Origin of the sequence: Pseudomonas mosselii (assembly GCF_019823065.1) — a bacterium.
Taxonomy (GTDB): domain Bacteria; phylum Pseudomonadota; class Gammaproteobacteria; order Pseudomonadales; family Pseudomonadaceae; genus Aquipseudomonas; species Aquipseudomonas mosselii.
Map to the genome: position 1 here is coordinate 1,319,313 of NZ_CP081966.1, position 17,559 is coordinate 1,336,871.

A 17,559-nucleotide genomic window follows, 5' to 3' on the forward strand; every position below is an offset into this window, starting at 1 on the left:
TATTGAGGCGCGCCGCGTGGCCGGCGGTCAACGGGTGACTACGGATGAATGATCTACCGATCGAAGGTTTCACGACCATCAACGAAAGCGCGGCGATGGTCCTGCTGGTCGATGATCAGGCGATGATCGGCGAAGCGGTGCGCCGTGGTCTGGCCCATGAAGAGAACATTGACTTCCATTTCTGCGCCGACCCGCACCAGGCGGTGGCGCAGGCCATGCGCATCAAGCCCACGGTAATTCTCCAGGACCTGATCATGCCGGGCCTCGATGGCCTGACCCTGGTGCGCGAGTACCGCAACAACCCGGCCACCCAGGATATCCCGATCATCGTCCTGTCGACCAAGGAGGACCCGCTGGTCAAGAGCGCGGCCTTTGCTGCCGGGGCCAACGACTACCTGGTAAAGCTACCGGACACCATCGAGCTGGTGGCGCGTATCCGCTATCACTCGCGCTCGTACCTCACGCTGTTGCAGCGCGACGAGGCCTATCGCGCACTGCGGGTGAGCCAGCAGCAGTTGCTCGATACCAACCTGATGTTGCAGCGGTTGATGAACTCGGACGGTCTCACCGGGCTGTCCAACCGTCGTCATTTCGACGAGTACCTGGAATTGGAGTGGCGTCGGGCTATCCGTGAACAGCAGCAGTTGTCGCTGCTGATGGTCGACGTCGACTACTTCAAGGCGTTCAACGATAGCTTCGGTCACCTGGCCGGTGACGAGGCCCTGCGTCAGGTGGCCGAGGCCATTCGCGGCTGCTGCTCGCGGCCGACCGACCTGCCGGCGCGTTATGGCGGCGAGGAGTTCGCCCTGGTGCTGCCTAACACCTCCCCTGGTGGTGCGCGGCTGGTGGCGGAGAAGCTGCGCCAGACCATCATGGGCCTGAAGATCGCCCACACCGTGCCTGAGGCGGCCTCCCTGCTGACCGTGAGTATCGGTCTGGCGACCTTGACGCCGAGTGTCGGCAGTCATTGCCGTCAGCTGATCTCGGCGGCGGACAAGGGGCTGTACCTGGCCAAGAACAGCGGACGCAACCAGGTTGGCATTGCATGATCCGGTCTCCATCGGCTCGTTCCCTCCGCGCAAGAGCCGTCAATGCTGGCCATAGGCTGCAACTGCGACCATGAACAACCTTTCACCCAGGAACTTCCTGCGCGCAACCCGCTCTTATGCCGGTAGCCATTGGTCGCGGCCGCCTGCTAAGCTCGCGGCTTTACCCTGATTGCCCTCATGGCGCATGAACAAGGAAATTACATGAAACAGCATCGTTTGGCGGCCGCGGTTGCCCTGGTAGGCCTGGTCCTCGCGGGCTGCGACGCCCAGACCAGCAGCGTCGAGCTGAAGACTCCGGCACAGAAGGCCTCCTACGGTATCGGCCTGAACATGGGCAAGAGCCTGGCCCAGGAAGGCATGGACGACCTGGACTCGAAAGCCGTCGCCCAGGGCATCGAGGACGCGGTAGGCAAGAAAGAGCAGCGCATCAAGGACGAAGAGCTGGTCGAAGCCTTCACCGCCTTGCAGAAGCGCGCCGAAGAACGCCTGGCCAAGGCTAGCGAGGAAGCTGCCGCCGCCGGCAAGAAATTCCTCGAGGAAAACGGCAAGAAGCCTGGCGTGATCACCACCGCTTCGGGCCTGCAGTATGAAGTGGTCAAGAAGGCCGACGGCCCGCAACCCAAACCGACCGACGTGGTCACCGTCCACTACGAAGGCAAGCTGACCGACGGCAAGGTCTTCGACAGCTCCGTCGAGCGCGGCAGCCCGATCGACCTGCCGGTCAGCGGCGTGATCCCGGGCTGGGTCGAAGGTCTGCAACTGATGCACGTCGGCGAGAAGTACAAGCTGTACATCCCGGCCGAGCTGGCCTATGGCGCCCAGAGCCCGAGCCCGCTGATCCCGGCCAACTCGGTCCTGGTCTTCGACCTGGAACTGATTGCCATCAAGGATCCGGCCAAGGCCGACCAGGCACCGGCCAAGTAATACCCGGCCCGTTGCAAGAAGACGCCCCGTTTCGACGGGGCGTCGTCGTTTTCAGTCCGGCTTGACGCGAACCGTCGGCGTCATTCACTGTCGCAAGCAGTACCCACGCAGGCACGGAGGCCGGTGTCGCAAAACGTTTGCGCGATTGAAACGGTTGTGTAAAAAACGCCCGATTCGTACCAGGCCCTTGCCCGGCGGGCACCACGCGGCGCCAATGTCGCCCTGTTCACAAGGTTATCCACAATAAATGTGGATAACCCCTGGTCCTCTGGAGGTCCCATGAGCGCACCCTGGAATTTCGCCCGCTTCCTGCCCCTGGCCGAGCGCCTGCTCAGCCGCGGGCGGCTGCCGGCCCTGTTGTTCGCGGTGGCCCGCAAGGGGCCGAAGCTGGGCCAGTTGCGCGAGGATCTGCGCCTGATGCAGGCGCTGTGCCTGGCCTGGTGGCGTGGCGAGTACCGCGCCGTCAGCCCCAAGGCACTGGTGACCATCGTCGCCGGACTGCTGTACTTCGTAAGCCCCTTGGACGCCATTCCCGACTGGCTGCTGGGCGTCGGCCTGCTCGACGACATCGCCGTGCTGGGCTGGGTGCTCAAGACCGTCGCCGATGAGCTGGGTCGCTTCAAGGCCTGGCGCGACGCCCAGGCGCCGGAACGGCTGCGGGTGGTCGAGCGCCTTCCGGACACCCCGGAGGCGCTGCGTCTCGAGCGGCCCGGCAGCTGATTCGCACAGACCCCCGAGCTTGGTAATATAATTGGCATAAGGGTTATGCCTACGGATTACATGCCGTAATCCAACGTCAAGGGGGTTGTATGGGTATTCAGGTCATCAGCCGGGACGGTCAGCCCGAGTACGCAGTGGTTCCCTGGGAGCAATATCAGAAGTTGCTGGCGGCCGCAGGCCAGGCGCCGGCCGCGGCTCCCGACTCAGCCAGTCACAACGAGAGCACTCAACCAAGCGCCAGCCTGTGCTCCTTGGACCAGCTGGCGTCCTTGCGTCAGGCCAAGGGCCTGGCGCCGGAGCAACTGGCACGCAGCGTCGGCATCAGCCCGGCCTACCTGGCGATGATCGAGTCCGGGGAGCGCCGCCCGGACGCTGCGATCCTGCGCAGCCTGGCCTGGCACCTTGGCGTGGCCGGCTGGAGCGAGCCGTCATGAGCCAGGTCAGGATCAGCCGTCAGCAATGGCAGAGCCTGCTGACCGAGCTCGACCTGGCCCGCCGTCAACGCCACCTGCTCACGTACCGTGCGCTGCTTGAGCGCCTGCAATTGCCCAGTCCGGCGATGCAGACGCTGACCGCGGCGCTTGAATACCTGGCGGCGCTTGACGCCCGCGCCGAGCAGCCACTGCGCAGTTCGCTGGTGATCAGCCAGGGGGCCAGCCGCCTGCCGCGCACCGGCTTCTTCGAGTGCGTCGAGCGCCTGGGACGGTTTTCCGGACCGGTGGATGGCATGGAGGCGGCGTCCTGGCATGCCTCTGAAGTGGTGCGGGTGTTCGAGTATCGCTATCCGGAAGAGGCCTGAAATCGTGGCTGTAGGCTTGGTTGTGGAAGCGGGTTTGCCGGCGAAAGGACCGCACAGCGGTCCCCAGGTTTAACTCAGCACGGTTGTATCGATCAGGCTCAGCCCTGAGCCACCGTCATCCTTGGCTTGACGCTTGGCCTGGGAGGCAAGCTCGGCCAATTGACCGGCATCCAGCCCGTCGCTGCTGCCGGGCTCCAGCCAGACCACGCCGATTGACAGCGACAGCAAGGCGAAGGTCTCCCGCTGCCCTTGGCGGTTGTGGGCGATGAAGCAACCTGCCTCAAGGTGATCGCTGCGGTAGAAGCGTCGGCATTGCCGGCCAAAGGTCTCCAGCAGCAATTGCAGACGTTCGCGCCAGTCCGCCGAGCCCAGCACCAGCATGAAGTCGTCGCCGCCGATATGGCCGACGAAATCCCGGCTCGGGTCGACGCAGTCGTTCAGGCACTGGGCCAGGCACAACAGCACTTCATCGCCACGGGCATAGCCGTAGATATCGTTGAAAGGCTTGAAGCTGTCGATGTCCACGTAGCACACGGCGGCCTCGCGTCGCTGCAGCAACAGGCGCGCCAGGCACTGCTGGATCGGCACGTTGCCCGGTAGCAACGTGAGCGGATTGGCGTGCCTTGCCTGCTGGATCTTCTGCTCGGTGATCAGCTTGAGCACGTCGATCACCCGACCAAGCCCCAGGTAACGCCCATTCTGGGTAATGATGAAGTCTTCCTCGATACGCTGGCGCGCACGGCTGGTAAGCAGGCGGCTTACCTGCTGCAGCGACTGGCCGCGCTCGACGGCGAGAAAGTCTTGGCTCATCAGTCGGCTGATCGGCTTGCGCGCGAACAGGTCGGTGCCGAAGGGTTGGAGCAGGGCATCGGCAAGCGAGTGGCGATGGACGATGCCGCAAGGGCTGCCTTGCTCGTCCAGCACGGCGAGGGAGTTGAGGTTGGCCTGGCGGCGGAAGGCGTCTAGTACCTGTTGCGTGGCAGTATCGAGGGTGACCGAAGGCTGCTGGAGAAGCAGGGCGCTGAGGTCGCGGCTGTCCTCGCCCAGCGCTACAACCGAGTCTGGCGCCGGGGGTGGCAAGCCTAGGTAGTCTGCCACTGGAAACTCCTGGGGGCGGCCAAGCAGGTAGCCCTGGACCAGGAACACCCCCATCTCGCCCAGCACTGTCAGTTCCTCGGCCAGTTCGATGCCCTCGGCGATCACCTGAGCGCGTGAGGCCCGGGCGATCTGCAGGATAGAGCCGACGAACTCGCGCTTGAGCGGGTCCTGGTGGATGCCATCGATGAAATGACGGTCGATCTTCACATAGTCCGGGCGCAGCTCCGACCACAGGCGCAGGCTCGAGTAACCGGCGCCCAGATCGTCCAGGGCAATGGAGAAACCCATGTCGCGGTAGTGGTGCAGGGCGTTGTACAGCAGCTGGAAATCTTCGGTAGGCGTCTGCTCGGTCAGCTCGATGACTACCCGGCTCGGCGCCAGGCCGACCTGTTCGAGCATTTTCAGGGTGCGCCCGGACGGGTAGTCGGGCTCGACCAGGGATTCGGGGGAGACGTTGAGGAACAACTGGCCCGGCAGGTTCAGCTCGCTGAAACGGCGGCAGGCGGTTTCACGGCACAGCACCTCCAGTTCGGCGAGGCGACCGGCCTGGCGGGCGATGGCGAAGAGGTTCAGCGGCGAGTGCAGCGGGCTGTTGGACGGGCCGCGGCTCAGGGCCTCATAGCCGAGGATGCGCCTTTCAGACAGGCAGACGATGGGTTGGAACAGACAGTGGATACTGCGTTGAGCCAGGATGGCGCTCAAGGCGCTGAGCTGTTCGGTGACGGTCATGGACTGCTTCCTGAAGTGAAAAAGGCCGGACGCTTGCACGTCCGGCCCTTCCATTTCACGACAGTCCAGTGACTGTTTGATGACAGGTCACATTATTTCGCCATCACTTCAGTGCTTGGCCACCGACGTGCTGAGGCTCAGGTAGTCGAGCAGGATACGACCGGTCTCGGACAGGTAGGCATCGTCCTCGGGCTTGGTGTCGTCCGGCTCGGCGGGCAGGGCGTCCTCGTCTTCCTTCTTCAACTCCTTCAGCGGTTCTTCGCCCTTGGCTTTGCGGCGGATGTTCTCCAGCGTCAGCTGCTTGGACTCGATCTCGTCGTGGCGGGCGCGACGCTGCTGCTCGTTGAGGCTGACGGTCTTCTCGTTCATCAGCTTCTGGGTCAGCGCCAGGCGGTCGCGGATGTAGACGAACTCGGCATCCTTGTCGCTGCGCGCGTCATGCTGCGCCTTGAGCTGGGCCAGGAACGGCTTGAACGGATCGGAGGCCGGCTTGACCACCGGGCGGATGGTGTCCCACGGCATGGCCTCGGGGAGCGCGCTTTCGCCGATTTCCTTGGTGTCGATGATCGACGGATAGGCGATGTCCGGCAGTACGCCCTGGTGCTGGGTGCTCTGCCCGGAAACCCGGTAGAACTTGGCCAGGGTCAGCTTGAGCTCGCCGTGGTTGAGCGGCTGGATGGTTTGCACGGTGCCCTTGCCGAAGGTCTGGCCGCCAATGATCAGCGCGCGGTGGTAGTCCTGCATGGCACCGGCAAAGATTTCCGACGCCGAGGCCGACAGGCGGTTGACCAGCAGCGCCAGCGGGCCTTTGTAGAAGGCGCCCGGATTCTCGTCCTCGAGCACGTCGACACGGCCGTCGGCGTTGCGCACCAGCACGGTCGGGCCTTTCTCGATGAACAGGCTGGTCAGCTCGGTGGCTTCCTGCAGCGAGCCGCCACCGTTGTTGCGCAGGTCGATGACCACGCCGTCGACCTTTTCCTTCTGCAGCTCGGTGAGCAGCTTCTTCACGTCGCGGGTTGTGCTCTTGTAGTCCGGATCGCCAGCGCGATAGGCCTTGAAGTCCAGGTAGAAGGCCGGGATCTCGATGATCCCCAGCTTGTAGTCACGCCCGTCCTGCTTGAGCTTGAGCACCGACTTTTTCGCCGCCTGCTCTTCGAGCTTGACCGCTTCGCGGGTGATCGAGACGATCTTGCTGGTCTGATCGTTCGGCGCGTTGCTGGCCGGAATGACCTCCAGGCGTACCACCGAGCCTTTCGGGCCGCGGATCAGCTTGACCACTTCATCCAGGCGCCAGCCGACCACGTCGACCATCTCCTTGTTGCCCTGGGCCACGCCGATGATCTTGTCGGCCGGGGCGACCTGCTTGGTCTTGGCGGCAGGGCCTGCCGGCACCAGGCGCACGATCTTGACTTGGTCGTTGTCGCTCTGCAGCACCGCGCCGATGCCTTCGAGCGACAGGCTCATGTTGATGTCGAAGTTTTCGGCGTTGTCCGGCGACAGGTAGTTGGTGTGTGGGTCGTAGGACTGGGCGAAGGTATTGATGTAAGCCTGGAAGATGTCTTCCGCGCGAGTCTGGTCCAGGCGCGCCAACTGGTTCTTGTAGCGCTTGATCAGGGTTTCCTGAACCTGTTTGAGCTCCTTGCCGGAGATCTTCTGGCGCAGCACCTCGTCTTTCACGCGCTTGCGCCACAGCTCGTCGAGCTCGGCCTGGTTCTTCATCCACGGCGCGTCCTTGCGGTCGACCAGCAGGTCTTCCTTGACGCTGAAGTCGATCTTGTCGACGCCTTTGTTCAACTCGCCCAAGGCATAGTCCAGACGCTGCTTCACGCGGTCCAGGTAGCGCTTGTAGATAGTGAAGCCAGGTTCGAGGTTGCCGCTCTTGAGGAAGTCGTCGAACTGGGTCTTCCATTTGTCGAATTCGGCGATGTCGGCTGCGGTGAAGTAGCTGCGCGACGGGTCGAGCAGCTTGATGTAGCTGTCGTAGATGATGACCGAACGGGCGTCGTCCAGCGGTGGCTTGCTGTAGTGGTGGCGCTTGAGCAGCTCGACGATGTTGAGACTGGCCACGACCTCGTCGCGGTCCGGCTGCAGGCTGTCCCACTTGTTGGCGGCGGCCGCATTGCCACCGAGCGTGAGGCTGCCCAGGCCGATCATGAGGGCGAGGGCGGTGCTGGGGAGGAAATGCTTCATGCTGATTCGACGTGGAGGCAATTGATCACGCATAGTAGGCCGTCTTTTCCGTTCGCCGGTTCCATCGGAGCCGGACGCATACTGCAAAAAGCCTGGGACTTGGCGTTCCCAGGCTCGGTCATATGATTCAACTATGGAGGCACTGTGAAGGCATTGCAAGGCGTTGACGGACATGTGGCGTGGGTTGAGGCCGAGCGCCCGGCCTGTGATGCCGGGCAGGTGCGTATTCGCGTAGCCGCCGCCGGGTTGAACCGCGCCGACCTGCTGCAGCGGGCCGGGCTGTACCCGCCGCCGCCCGGGGCCAGCCCTTATATGGGCCTGGAATGCTCAGGGATCGTCGAGCAGGTCGGGGCCGGCGCCGACTGGCGCGTGGGCGACCGGGTATGCGCGTTGCTGGCCGGTGGCGGCATGGCCGAGGAAGTCGTGGTCGACGCCCGGCACGTGCTGCCGGTGCCCGAAGGCCTGAGCCTGCACGAGGCGGCGGCTGTGCCCGAGGTGTACGCCACGGCTTGGCTGAACATCTTCCAGCTGGGTGCATTGAAAGCCGGTGAGAAAGTGCTGGTGCATGCCGGTGCCAGTGGCGTGGGTTCTGCAGCCATCCAGCTGTGCAAGGCGTTCGGCAACCCGGTGTGGGTCAGTGTCGGGTCGCCGCAGCGCCTGGCCTATTGTCAGTCCCTCGGCGCCGTGGGCGGCGTGGTACGCAATGGCAATCTTGATGATCTGGAACAGCTCGGGCCGTTCGATGTGATCCTCGACCCGGTGGGCGCCAGCTATGGCCCGCTCAACCTCAAGCTGCTGGCGCGTGACGGGCGCTGGGTGATCATCGGCCTGATGGGCGGTCGCAAGGTCGAGCTGGACCTGGCGCTGGTGCTGGGCAAGCGCCTGGAAATCACCGGTTCGACCTTGCGCAATCGCGATGACGCGTTCAAGGCGCAGTTGTTACAGGAGCTGCGTCAGCAAGTGTGGCCGCTTTTCGCCCAGGGACGCCTGTCGCCACAGTTGGTCGACACCTACCCGGTAGCCTTCGCCGAGGCGGCTTATGCGGAGCTGGCGAGCAACCAGGTATCCGGCAAGCTGGTGCTGGTGATCGACCCGACGCTCGTGTGATCTGGCGCATGCCCCTGTAGGAGCGCGCAGACTGCAACCTCACTCGTGGTTCTGCGGCACCAGAATGGTGTCCCGGGCTTCGGGCAGCATCCCCGGATAGTCCAGGGTGTAGTGCAGGCCTCGGCTTTCCTTGCGTTGCATGGCCGAGCGGATCATCAGCTCGGCCACCTGCGCCAGGTTGCGCAGCTCGATCAGGTCGCGGCTGACCTTGTAGTTGCTGTAGAACTCGTCGATCTCGTCCAGCAGCATGCGCACCCGGTGTTCGGCGCGCTGAAGGCGCTTGCTGGTGCGCACGATGCCGACATAGTCCCACATGAACCGCCGCAGCTCGTCCCAGTTGTGCGCGATGATCACGTCCTCGTCCGAGTCGGTCACTTGGCTTGCGTCCCAGCAAGGCAGGGCGCGGGGCATGGCGACCTGGTCCAGGCGCGCCTCGATGTCGGCGGCGGCGGCGCGACCGTAGACAAAGCATTCGAGCAGCGAGTTGCTGGCCATGCGGTTGGCGCCGTGCAGGCCGGTGAAGCTGGTCTCGCCGATGGCATACAGGCCGGGCACGTCGGTGTGACCGTGCTCGTCGATCATTACCCCACCGCAGGTGTAGTGGGCTGCGGGCACCACCGGAATCGGCTGGCGGGTGATGTCGATGCCGAAGGTCAGGCAGCGCTCGTACACTGTCGGGAAGTGGCTGGTGATGAAGTCGGCCGGCTTGTGGCTGATGTCGAGGTAGACACAGTCCACCCCGAGGCGCTTCATCTCGTGGTCGATGGCGCGGGCGACGATGTCCCGTGGCGCCAGCTCTTCGCGTGGATCGAAGCGCGGCATGAAGCGCTCGCCATTGGGCAGGCGCAGCAGGGCACCCTCGCCGCGCAGTGCCTCGGTGATCAGGAAACTCTTGGCCTGCGGATGGTACAGGCAGGTCGGGTGGAACTGGTTGAACTCAAGGTTTGCCACCCGGCATCCGGCGCGCCAGGCCATGGCGATGCCGTCGCCGCAGGCGCCGTCTGGGTTGCTGGTATACAGGTAGACCTTGGCCGCGCCGCCGGTGGCCAGCACGGTGAAGCGCGCGCCGAAGGTGTCCACCTCCCCGGAGTTGCGATTAAGCACGTAGGCGCCCAGGCAGCGGTCGCCGTCCAGGCCCAGGCGGCGCTCGGTGATCAGGTCGACGGCCACGCGCTGTTCGAGCAGTTCGATGTTCGCGCGTTGCCTGGCCTGTTCCAGCAGGGTGGTGAAGATCGCCGCGCCCGTGGCGTCGGCGGCATGGATGATGCGCCGGTGGCTGTGACCGCCCTCACGGGTCAGGTGGAACTCGAAGCCGCCGTCGTCGACGCTGTAATGCTCGTCGCGGGTGAATGGCACGCCTTGTTCGATCAGCCACTGGATGGCCTCGCGGCTGTGCTCGACGGTGAAGCGCACGGCATCTTCGTGGCACAGCCCGCCACCGGCGTTAAGGGTGTCCTCGACATGGGACTGTACGGTGTCGGTATCGTCAAGCACCGCGGCAACGCCGCCCTGGGCCCAGAAGGTCGAGCCGTTGGCCAGGTCGCCCTTGCTCAGTACGGCGATGCGCAGGTGGCGGGGAAGGTTCAGTGCCAGGCTGAGACCGGCGGCACCGCTGCCGATCACCAGGACATCATGTTGGAATTGTTGGCTCATGTCGGGACACTAGTAATCTTTGGAGGGGGCACGGCACAATAGTCGAGCGCAGATGGCACTGTGAAACTATCGTGAAACCTGGCCGGGATGCCTTTATAGCAGCCCCGGGCGCCTGATTTCCAATGGTGCATACGGGTGGCTGGCGATCTTTATGGGAACTTTCCGATACCCCTGGAAATCCTATAAAGGCTGCCCGTACGCCACAGATTGCCGCGGCGACGCAAGGCGGCAGCTCTATCTTGGGCTGACACCTGCGTAACGAAACCAGAATATCGACGCAGCCGGCCGTGACCGCGCTGCGTCTTTCGTGCGAGCCGACCAAGGGCCGCAGGAAACTTGCTTGGAGGGGAGAACTTTTGCGCAAAGCCCGAGTCTATGGTTGCAAGCCTGAACGATGGCTGATGCAGCGCTCCTTCGAGATCACTGAGGAGTGTTCATGCTAACCCAGGAAGAGGATCAGCAGCTTGTAGAGCGCGTGCAGCGTGGCGACAGGCGAGCTTTCGATCTGTTGGTGCTGAAGTATCAGCACAAGATTCTCGGGTTGATCGTGCGTTTCGTACACGACACCCATGAGGCGCAGGACGTGGCGCAGGAAGCCTTCATCAAGGCATACCGTGCGCTTGGGAATTTTCGCGGTGACAGTGCGTTCTATACGTGGCTTTACCGCATCGCCATCAACACGGCGAAGAACTACCTGGTGTCCCGCGGAAGGCGGCCACCAGACAGTGATGTGAGCTCCGAGGATGCGGAGTTCTATGACGGCGATCATGGTCTCAAGGATCTCGAGTCCCCAGAGCGCTCGTTGTTGCGGGATGAAATCGAAGGCACCGTCCATCGAACCATCCAGCAACTGCCGGAAGATTTGCGTACGGCGCTGACCCTGCGTGAGTTCGATGGATTGAGTTACGAGGACATTGCCAGCGTCATGCAATGTCCAGTGGGTACCGTGCGCTCTCGAATCTTCCGCGCTCGGGAGGCCATAGACAAAGCCCTGCAACCCTTGTTGCAGGAAACCTGAGACAGCGGCGACAGCCAAGAGAGGAACCGCCATGAGTCGTGAAGCTTTGCAGGAATCGCTGTCCGCGGTGATGGATAACGAAGCGGACGAACTGGAACTGCGTCGCGTGCTGAATGCCGTCGACGATGCCGAAACCCGTGCTACCTGGTCGCGTTACCAGATTGCTCGCGCAGCCATGCACAAAGAGCTGCTGCTGCCCAAGTTGGACATCGCCTCGGCGGTTTCCGCAGCGCTGGCCGATGAGGCCGTGCCGGCCAAGGTCAAGCAGGGCCCTTGGCGCAGCCTCGGTCGCCTGGCCGTGGCCGCATCGGTGACCGTTGCCGTGCTGGCCGGTGTGCGCTTCTACAACCAGGACGAGATCAGCGGTGCCGAACTGGCCGCCCAGCAGCCTGCCCAGCAGGGGCTGAGCATGCCGCAGGCGCAAGGTCCGGCCGTTTTGGCAGGCTATAGTGAAAGCAACGAGCAACCGACCGGGCCAATGGCCAACGGTGTGCTGCAGAACCAGGCCGGCTGGGATCAACGCTTGCCGGGCTACCTGCGCCAGCACGCCCAGGAGTCCGCGCTGAAGGGCAACGAGACCGCGCTGCCTTACGCCCGCGCCGCCAGCCTGGAAAACCGCTAAGTTAAGGAGGATCATGCGCGCGCTACCTCTCCTGTCGCTGCTGCTTGGCAGCAGCCTGACGGTGCAGGCCCTGGCCGCCAACTCCTCGCCCGAGGCGAGCGAGTGGTTGAACAAGCTGGCACGGGCCGAGCAGCAGCAGAGTTACCAGGGATCCTTCGTCTACGAACGCAACGGCAGCTTCTCATCCCATGACATCTGGCATCGCGTCCAGGACGGCAAGGTCAGCGAGCGGCTGTTGCAACTCGATGGCTCGGCCCAGGAAATCGTGCGGGTCGACGGCAAGGTGCAATGCGTCAGCGGCAACCTTGCCAGTAGCGTGGGCACACCACCGGACAGCGCCCTGCGGGTGCTCGACCCCCTGAAGCTGATGAGCTGGTACGACCTGAGCGTGTCAGGCAAGTCACGCGTCGCCGGGCGCGATGCGGTGATTGTCGCGCTCACACCGCGTGACCAGCATCGTTATGCTTTCGAATTGCATCTGGACCGCCGCACCGGCCTGCCCCTGCGTTCGTTGATGCTCAACGACAAGGGCCAGTTGCTCGAGCGCTTCCAGATGACCCGCCTTGACACTGACGCTGCGCCAACCGACGCCGAACTGGCCGCCAGCGCCAGCTGCAAGCCGGTTGAGCGCACGCAGTCCGGCACCGCCGAAACCGTCGCCGGGTGGCGTTCGGACTGGCTGCCGCCAGGGTTCGAGCTGGTCAACAGTTCGGTCCGCCGCGATCCGGAGCGCAAGAATCCCGTCAGCAGCCTCATGTATGACGATGGCCTGGCCCGTTTTTCGGTGTTCCTCGAGCCGATCGGCAACGAGGCTGGTGTCGATACCCGTGCCCAGCTCGGTCCCACCGTCGCGGTGTCGCGGCGCCTTACAACGCCCAAGGGCAAGGTGATGGTCACTGTGGTCGGCGAGATCCCGCTGGGTACCGCCGAGCGTGTCGCCCTGTCGATGCGGGCCCAGGATGCCCAGGCGCGCCAATGACGGCGCGCCCTCTGACAGTTCTTGTTACACAGAGCTGACATGAAATTAAGGCATTGTCATTTGCAATCCTGCCGCAAATTTTCTATAGGTCAGGCTTCTCGGAGTCTGGCCTTTCCTGCGTCTGCGGGAACCTTACTGCTAACTACGCTCGTTGTGACGGGAGCCGTATGTCAATACCACGCTTGAAAACCTACCTATCGATGTTCGCCGCCGTGCTCATGCTTGGCCAGGTGCTCAGCGCCCAGGCCGAAGAGTCCCTGCCGGACTTCACCACCTTGGTCGAGCAGGCCTCGCCGGCGGTGGTCAACATCAGCACCAAGCAGAAACTGCCGGACCGCCGCGTCGCCGCCGGGCAGATGCCGGACCTCGAAGGCCTGCCGCCGATGTTCCGCGAGTTCTTCGAGCGCAACATGCCGCAGCAGCCGCGTTCGCCTCGTGGCGATCGCCAGCGCGAGGCGCAGTCGCTGGGTTCGGGCTTCATCATCTCCAGTGACGGTTATGTGCTGACCAACAATCATGTGGTCGCAGACGCTGACGAGATCATCGTCCGCCTGTCCGACCGCAGTGAATTGCAGGCTAAGCTGGTGGGCACCGACCCACGTACTGACGTGGCCCTGCTCAAGGTCGAGGGCAAGAACCTGCCGACCGTCAAGCTGGGTGACTCGGAGAAACTCAAGGTCGGTGAGTGGGTGCTGGCCATCGGCTCGCCGTTCGGCTTCGACCATTCGGTGACCAAAGGGATCGTCAGCGCCAAGGGCCGTACGCTGCCCAACGACACCTATGTGCCGTTCATCCAGACCGACGTGGCGATCAACCCGGGTAACTCTGGTGGTCCGCTGTTCAACATGAAGGGCGAGGTGGTGGGTATCAACTCGCAGATCTTCACCCGTTCCGGTGGCTTCATGGGCCTGTCGTTCGCCATCCCGATCGACGTCGCCATCGATGTGTCGAACCAGTTGAAAAAAGACGGCAAGGTCAGCCGCGGCTGGCTGGGCGTGGTGATCCAGGAGGTCAACAAGGACCTCGCTGAATCCTTCGGCCTGGACAAGCCGGCCGGCGCCCTGGTCGCCCAGGTCCTGGAAAACGGCCCGGCAGCCAAGGGCGGTCTGCAGGTGGGCGATGTGATCCTGAGCATGAATGGCCAGCCGATCGTCATGTCCGCCGACTTGCCGCACCTGGTCGGCAGCCTCAAGGACGGCGAGAAGGCCAAGCTGGAGATCATCCGCAATGGCAAGCGCCAGAACCTGGACGTCACCATTGGCGCATTGCCCGAGGATGACGCCGACATCGGCCTGGGCGCGGGTGCCGATGGCAGCGCCGAGCGCAGCAGCAACCGCCTGGGTGTGTCCGTGTCCGACCTGACCGCCGAACAGAAGAAGTCGCTGGAGCTCAAGGGCGGCGTGGTCATCAAGGAAGTCCAGGATGGTCCGGCGGCCATGATCGGCCTGCGTCCGGGCGATGTCATCAGCCACCTGAACAACCAGGCCATCGCCTCGGCCAAGCAGTTCACCGAGATCGCCAAGGAACTGCCGAAGAACCGTTCGGTGTCCATGCGCGTGCTGCGACAGGGGCGTGCGAGCTTCATCACCTTCAAACTGGCTGAATAAGCGAGTTGAACGGTAGGGAAAGGGCAGCTTCGGCTGCCTTTTTTCATGAGCAGCAGGCTTGATGGTCCTGCGTGGGAGCGGGCTTGCCCCGCAATGTGGCTCGATCAGGCAATATTTTCAGCTGATCGGACGCCATCGCGGGGCAAGCCCGCTCCCACGCTAACCGATAGGCAGGTGACAAGGGTTCTCCCATATCCCTCCGGCTTGAGGTACAATTCCCGGCTATTTTTCGGCGGGCGTCCGGCTCGCAGCCTTTTCGAGTGTTGACCCGTGAGTGATTTGAGTCATATCCGCAATTTCTCCATCATCGCCCACATCGACCATGGCAAGTCGACGCTGGCCGACCGTTTCATCCAGATGTGCGGTGGCCTGTCGGCGCGCGAAATGGAAGCCCAGGTCCTGGACTCCATGGACCTCGAGCGCGAGCGCGGGATCACCATCAAGGCCCACAGCGTCACGCTCAACTACAAGGCGCAGGACGGCAAGGTCTACCAGCTGAACTTCATCGACACCCCCGGCCACGTCGACTTCACCTATGAAGTCTCGCGCTCGCTGGCCGCCTGCGAGGGTGCGCTGCTGGTGGTGGACGCCGGTCAAGGCGTCGAGGCCCAATCGGTGGCCAACTGCTATACCGCCATCGAGCAGGGCCTGGAGGTGATGCCGGTCCTGAACAAGATGGACCTTCCCCAGGCCGATCCGGACCGCGTCAAGGACGAGATCGAGAAGATCATCGGTATCGACGCCACCGACGCCGTGGCCTGCAGCGCCAAGAGCGGCATGGGCGTCGACGAGGTGCTCGAGCGCCTCGTGCAGACCATCCCCGCGCCGGAAGGCGATATCGACGCGCCGTTGCAGGCGCTGATCATCGACTCCTGGTTCGACAACTACCTGGGCGTGGTCTCGTTGGTGCGCGTGCGCCACGGCCGCGTCAAGAAGGGCGACAAGATCCTGGTCAAGTCCACCGGCAAGGTGCACCTGGTCGACAGCGTCGGCGTGTTCACGCCCAAGCACACCCAGACCGCTGATCTGAAAGCCGGTGAAGTGGGCTTCATCATCGCCAGTATCAAGGACATTCATGGCGCCCCGGTGGGTGACACCCTGACCCTGTCCAACACCCCTGAAGTCGAAGTGCTGCCAGGCTTCAAGAAGATTCAGCCGCAGGTCTACGCTGGCCTGTTCCCGGTCAGTTCCGACGACTTCGAGGACTTCCGCGACGCCCTGCAGAAGCTGACCTTGAACGATTCGTCGCTGCAGTACATGCCGGAAAGCTCCGACGCCCTGGGCTTCGGCTTCCGTTGCGGCTTCCTCGGCATGCTGCACATGGAGATCATCCAGGAGCGCCTGGAGCGCGAGTACGACCTGGACCTGATCACCACGGCGCCCAGCGTGATCTACGAGCTCGAACTCAAGACCGGCGAAACCATCACTGTCGACAACCCGTCGAAGCTGCCGGACGTCTCGGCGGTCAACGACTTCCGTGAGCCGATCGTCACCGCGACCATCCTGGTGCCGCAGGAGCACCTGGGCAACGTCATCACCTTGTGTATCGAGAAGCGTGGCGTGCAGCGCGACATGCAGTTCCTCGGCAGCCAGGTCCAGGTGCGCTACGACCTGCCGATGAACGAAGTGGTGCTGGACTTCTTCGACCGCCTGAAGTCGACCAGCCGCGGCTATGCGTCGCTGGACTACCATTTCGACCGCTACCAGTCGGCCAACCTGGTCAAGCTGGACGTACTGATCAACGGCGACAAGGTCGATGCCCTGGCCCTGATCGTGCACCGCGACAACGCCGCCTACAAAGGCCGCGCGTTGACCGAAAAGATGAAGGAACTGATCCCTCGGCAGATGTTCGATGTGGCGATCCAGGCAGCTATCGGCGGCCAGATCATCGCGCGGACAACCGTCAAGGCGCTCAGAAAGAACGTACTGGCCAAGTGCTACGGTGGCGATGTCAGCCGTAAGAAGAAGCTGCTGGAGAAGCAGAAGGCCGGTAAGAAACGCATGAAGCAGGTGGGTAACGTGGAGATTCCACAGGAAGCCTTCCTTGCCGTGCTCAGGTTGGATAGCTAGGTCCTATGTCGCTAAATTTCCCGCTGTTGCTCGTCATCGCCGTCGCCGTCTGCGGTCTGTTGGGTCTGATCGACCTGCTGTTCCTGGCCCCGCGCCGGCGGGCGGCGATCGCCAACTACCAGGGCAGCGTCAGCCAGCCCGAAATGGCCGTGGTCGAACGCCTGAACAAGGAGCCCTTGCTCGTCGAATACGGCAAGTCGTTCTTCCCGGTGCTGTTCATCGTGCTGGTGCTGCGTTCGTTCCTGGTCGAGCCGTTCCAGATCCCGTCGGGGTCGATGAAGCCGACGCTGGAAGTGGGCGACTTCATCCTGGTGAACAAGTTCTCCTACGGTATTCGGCTGCCAGTGATCGACAAGAAGGTCATCGAGGTGGGCGATCCGCAACGCGGGGATGTGATGGTGTTCCGCTACCCGAGCGACCCCAATGTCAACTACATCAAGCGTGTGGTCGGCCTGCCGGGTGACGTGGTGCGCTACACCAGCGACAAGCGACTGTTCGTCAACGGCCAGTCGATCGCCGAGCAACTGGTCGGCAGCGAGCCGGGCACCCTGGGCAGCGCCGAGCTGTACAAGGAGAAGCTCGGTGAAGCCGAGCACCTGATCCGCAAGGAAATGACCCGCTACCGCATGCCGCCGGACCAGCAATGGACCGTGCCGGCCGGTCATTACTTCATGATGGGCGACAACCGCGACAACTCCAACGACAGCCGCTTCTGGGATGATCCGAACATTCCCAAGGAGCTGCACGGCATGGTTCCGGACCACAATATCGTCGGCAAGGCGTTCGCGGTCTGGATGAGCTGGCCCGAGCCAAAGCTCAGCCACTTCCCGAATCTGTCGCGGGTCGGGCTGATCCATTGAGTAACGACGGCGCTGTCCACGGACAGCGCCGATTGCATTTCTGACATAGGCTGTGTTCTCAAGGAGCGAGAGCTTTCGTCGGTTCCGGCGACAGACCGCAGTCAAACCGTCTTTCAGGATGTTGATTTGAACAA

General features: G+C 63.2%; 15 protein-coding genes. 12 read left to right on the top strand and 3 right to left on the bottom strand.

Features of this window, described 5'->3' with window-relative positions:
• The first annotated feature begins 44 nt into the window (after positions 1–44).
• The 5 genes from K5H97_RS05910 to K5H97_RS05930 all read left to right on the top strand — a co-directional run bounded on the left by K5H97_RS05910 (position 45) and on the right by K5H97_RS05930 (position 3,492).
• Complete coding sequence (locus K5H97_RS05910; RefSeq protein ID WP_028690137.1) at positions 45–1,049, top strand: response regulator; 1,005 nt, start codon at positions 45–47, stop codon at positions 1,047–1,049.
• Between the two features lie 201 nt (positions 1,050–1,250).
• Positions 1,251–1,973, top strand: coding sequence for an FKBP-type peptidyl-prolyl cis-trans isomerase (locus tag K5H97_RS05915; protein ID WP_028690136.1), 723 nt, complete (start codon positions 1,251–1,253; stop codon positions 1,971–1,973).
• Positions 1,974–2,252: 279 nt separating this feature from the next.
• Positions 2,253–2,693, top strand: a complete 441-nt coding sequence (locus K5H97_RS05920) for a YkvA family protein (protein ID WP_028690135.1) — start codon at positions 2,253–2,255, stop codon at positions 2,691–2,693.
• 89 nt (positions 2,694–2,782) lie between these two features.
• Positions 2,783–3,127, top strand: a complete 345-nt coding sequence (locus K5H97_RS05925; protein WP_028690134.1) for a helix-turn-helix domain-containing protein — start codon at positions 2,783–2,785, stop codon at positions 3,125–3,127.
• Positions 3,124–3,492 (top strand): hypothetical protein, encoded by a 369-nt coding sequence (locus K5H97_RS05930; RefSeq protein ID WP_028690133.1) that lies wholly within the window; start codon positions 3,124–3,126, stop codon positions 3,490–3,492. The genes K5H97_RS05925 and K5H97_RS05930 overlap by 4 nt, the downstream gene beginning before the upstream one ends.
• Positions 3,493–3,561: 69 nt before the next feature.
• On the opposite strand, the gene K5H97_RS05935 is transcribed toward K5H97_RS05930, so the two are convergent.
• Together K5H97_RS05935 and K5H97_RS05940 are read right to left on the bottom strand one after the other, a co-directional pair.
• Positions 3,562–5,319 (bottom strand): bifunctional diguanylate cyclase/phosphodiesterase, encoded by a 1,758-nt coding sequence (locus tag K5H97_RS05935; protein ID WP_028690132.1) that lies wholly within the window; start codon positions 5,317–5,319, stop codon positions 3,562–3,564.
• Positions 5,320–5,427: 108 nt separating this feature from the next.
• Positions 5,428–7,509, bottom strand: a complete 2,082-nt coding sequence (locus K5H97_RS05940; RefSeq protein ID WP_028690131.1) for a carboxy terminal-processing peptidase — start codon at positions 7,507–7,509, stop codon at positions 5,428–5,430.
• Between the two features lie 144 nt (positions 7,510–7,653).
• On the opposite strand from K5H97_RS05940, the gene K5H97_RS05945 reads away from it, so the two are divergent.
• Positions 7,654–8,616 carry an NAD(P)H-quinone oxidoreductase gene (locus K5H97_RS05945; RefSeq protein WP_028690130.1) on the top strand — a complete coding sequence of 321 codons (963 nt, stop codon included), beginning with the start codon at positions 7,654–7,656 and terminating at the stop codon, positions 8,614–8,616.
• Positions 8,617–8,655: 39 nt separating this feature from the next.
• Here the strand turns inward: K5H97_RS05945 and nadB are convergent, their stop codons facing one another.
• The gene (nadB, locus tag K5H97_RS05950; RefSeq protein ID WP_028690129.1) at positions 8,656–10,269 is read right to left on the bottom strand and encodes an L-aspartate oxidase; all 1,614 of its coding nucleotides are present in this window, start codon (positions 10,267–10,269) and stop codon (positions 8,656–8,658) included.
• Between the two features lie 436 nt (positions 10,270–10,705).
• Between nadB and rpoE the strand changes: the two genes are divergently transcribed.
• The 6 genes from rpoE to lepB all read left to right on the top strand — a co-directional run bounded on the left by rpoE (position 10,706) and on the right by lepB (position 17,425).
• Positions 10,706–11,287 carry an RNA polymerase sigma factor RpoE gene (gene rpoE, locus K5H97_RS05955; protein WP_003252049.1) on the top strand — a complete coding sequence of 194 codons (582 nt, stop codon included), beginning with the start codon at positions 10,706–10,708 and terminating at the stop codon, positions 11,285–11,287.
• A gap of 31 nt (positions 11,288–11,318) precedes the next feature.
• Positions 11,319–11,909 carry a sigma-E factor negative regulatory protein gene (locus K5H97_RS05960; protein WP_028690128.1) on the top strand — a complete coding sequence of 197 codons (591 nt, stop codon included), beginning with the start codon at positions 11,319–11,321 and terminating at the stop codon, positions 11,907–11,909.
• Positions 11,910–11,922: 13 nt separating this feature from the next.
• Positions 11,923–12,888: a MucB/RseB C-terminal domain-containing protein gene (locus tag K5H97_RS05965; RefSeq protein WP_028690127.1), complete on the top strand. Its 966-nt coding sequence runs from the start codon at positions 11,923–11,925 to the stop codon at positions 12,886–12,888.
• A gap of 200 nt (positions 12,889–13,088) precedes the next feature.
• Positions 13,089–14,495, top strand: coding sequence for a DegQ family serine endoprotease (locus K5H97_RS05970; RefSeq protein ID WP_371263124.1), 1,407 nt, complete (start codon positions 13,089–13,091; stop codon positions 14,493–14,495).
• Positions 14,496–14,765: 270 nt separating this feature from the next.
• A complete protein-coding gene (gene lepA / locus K5H97_RS05975; protein WP_028690125.1) occupies positions 14,766–16,565 on the top strand; it encodes a translation elongation factor 4 in 1,800 nt (599 codons plus the stop codon).
• Between the two features lie 5 nt (positions 16,566–16,570).
• The gene (gene lepB, locus K5H97_RS05980; protein WP_028690124.1) at positions 16,571–17,425 is read left to right on the top strand and encodes a signal peptidase I; all 855 of its coding nucleotides are present in this window, start codon (positions 16,571–16,573) and stop codon (positions 17,423–17,425) included.
• Positions 17,426–17,559 lie beyond the last annotated feature (134 nt).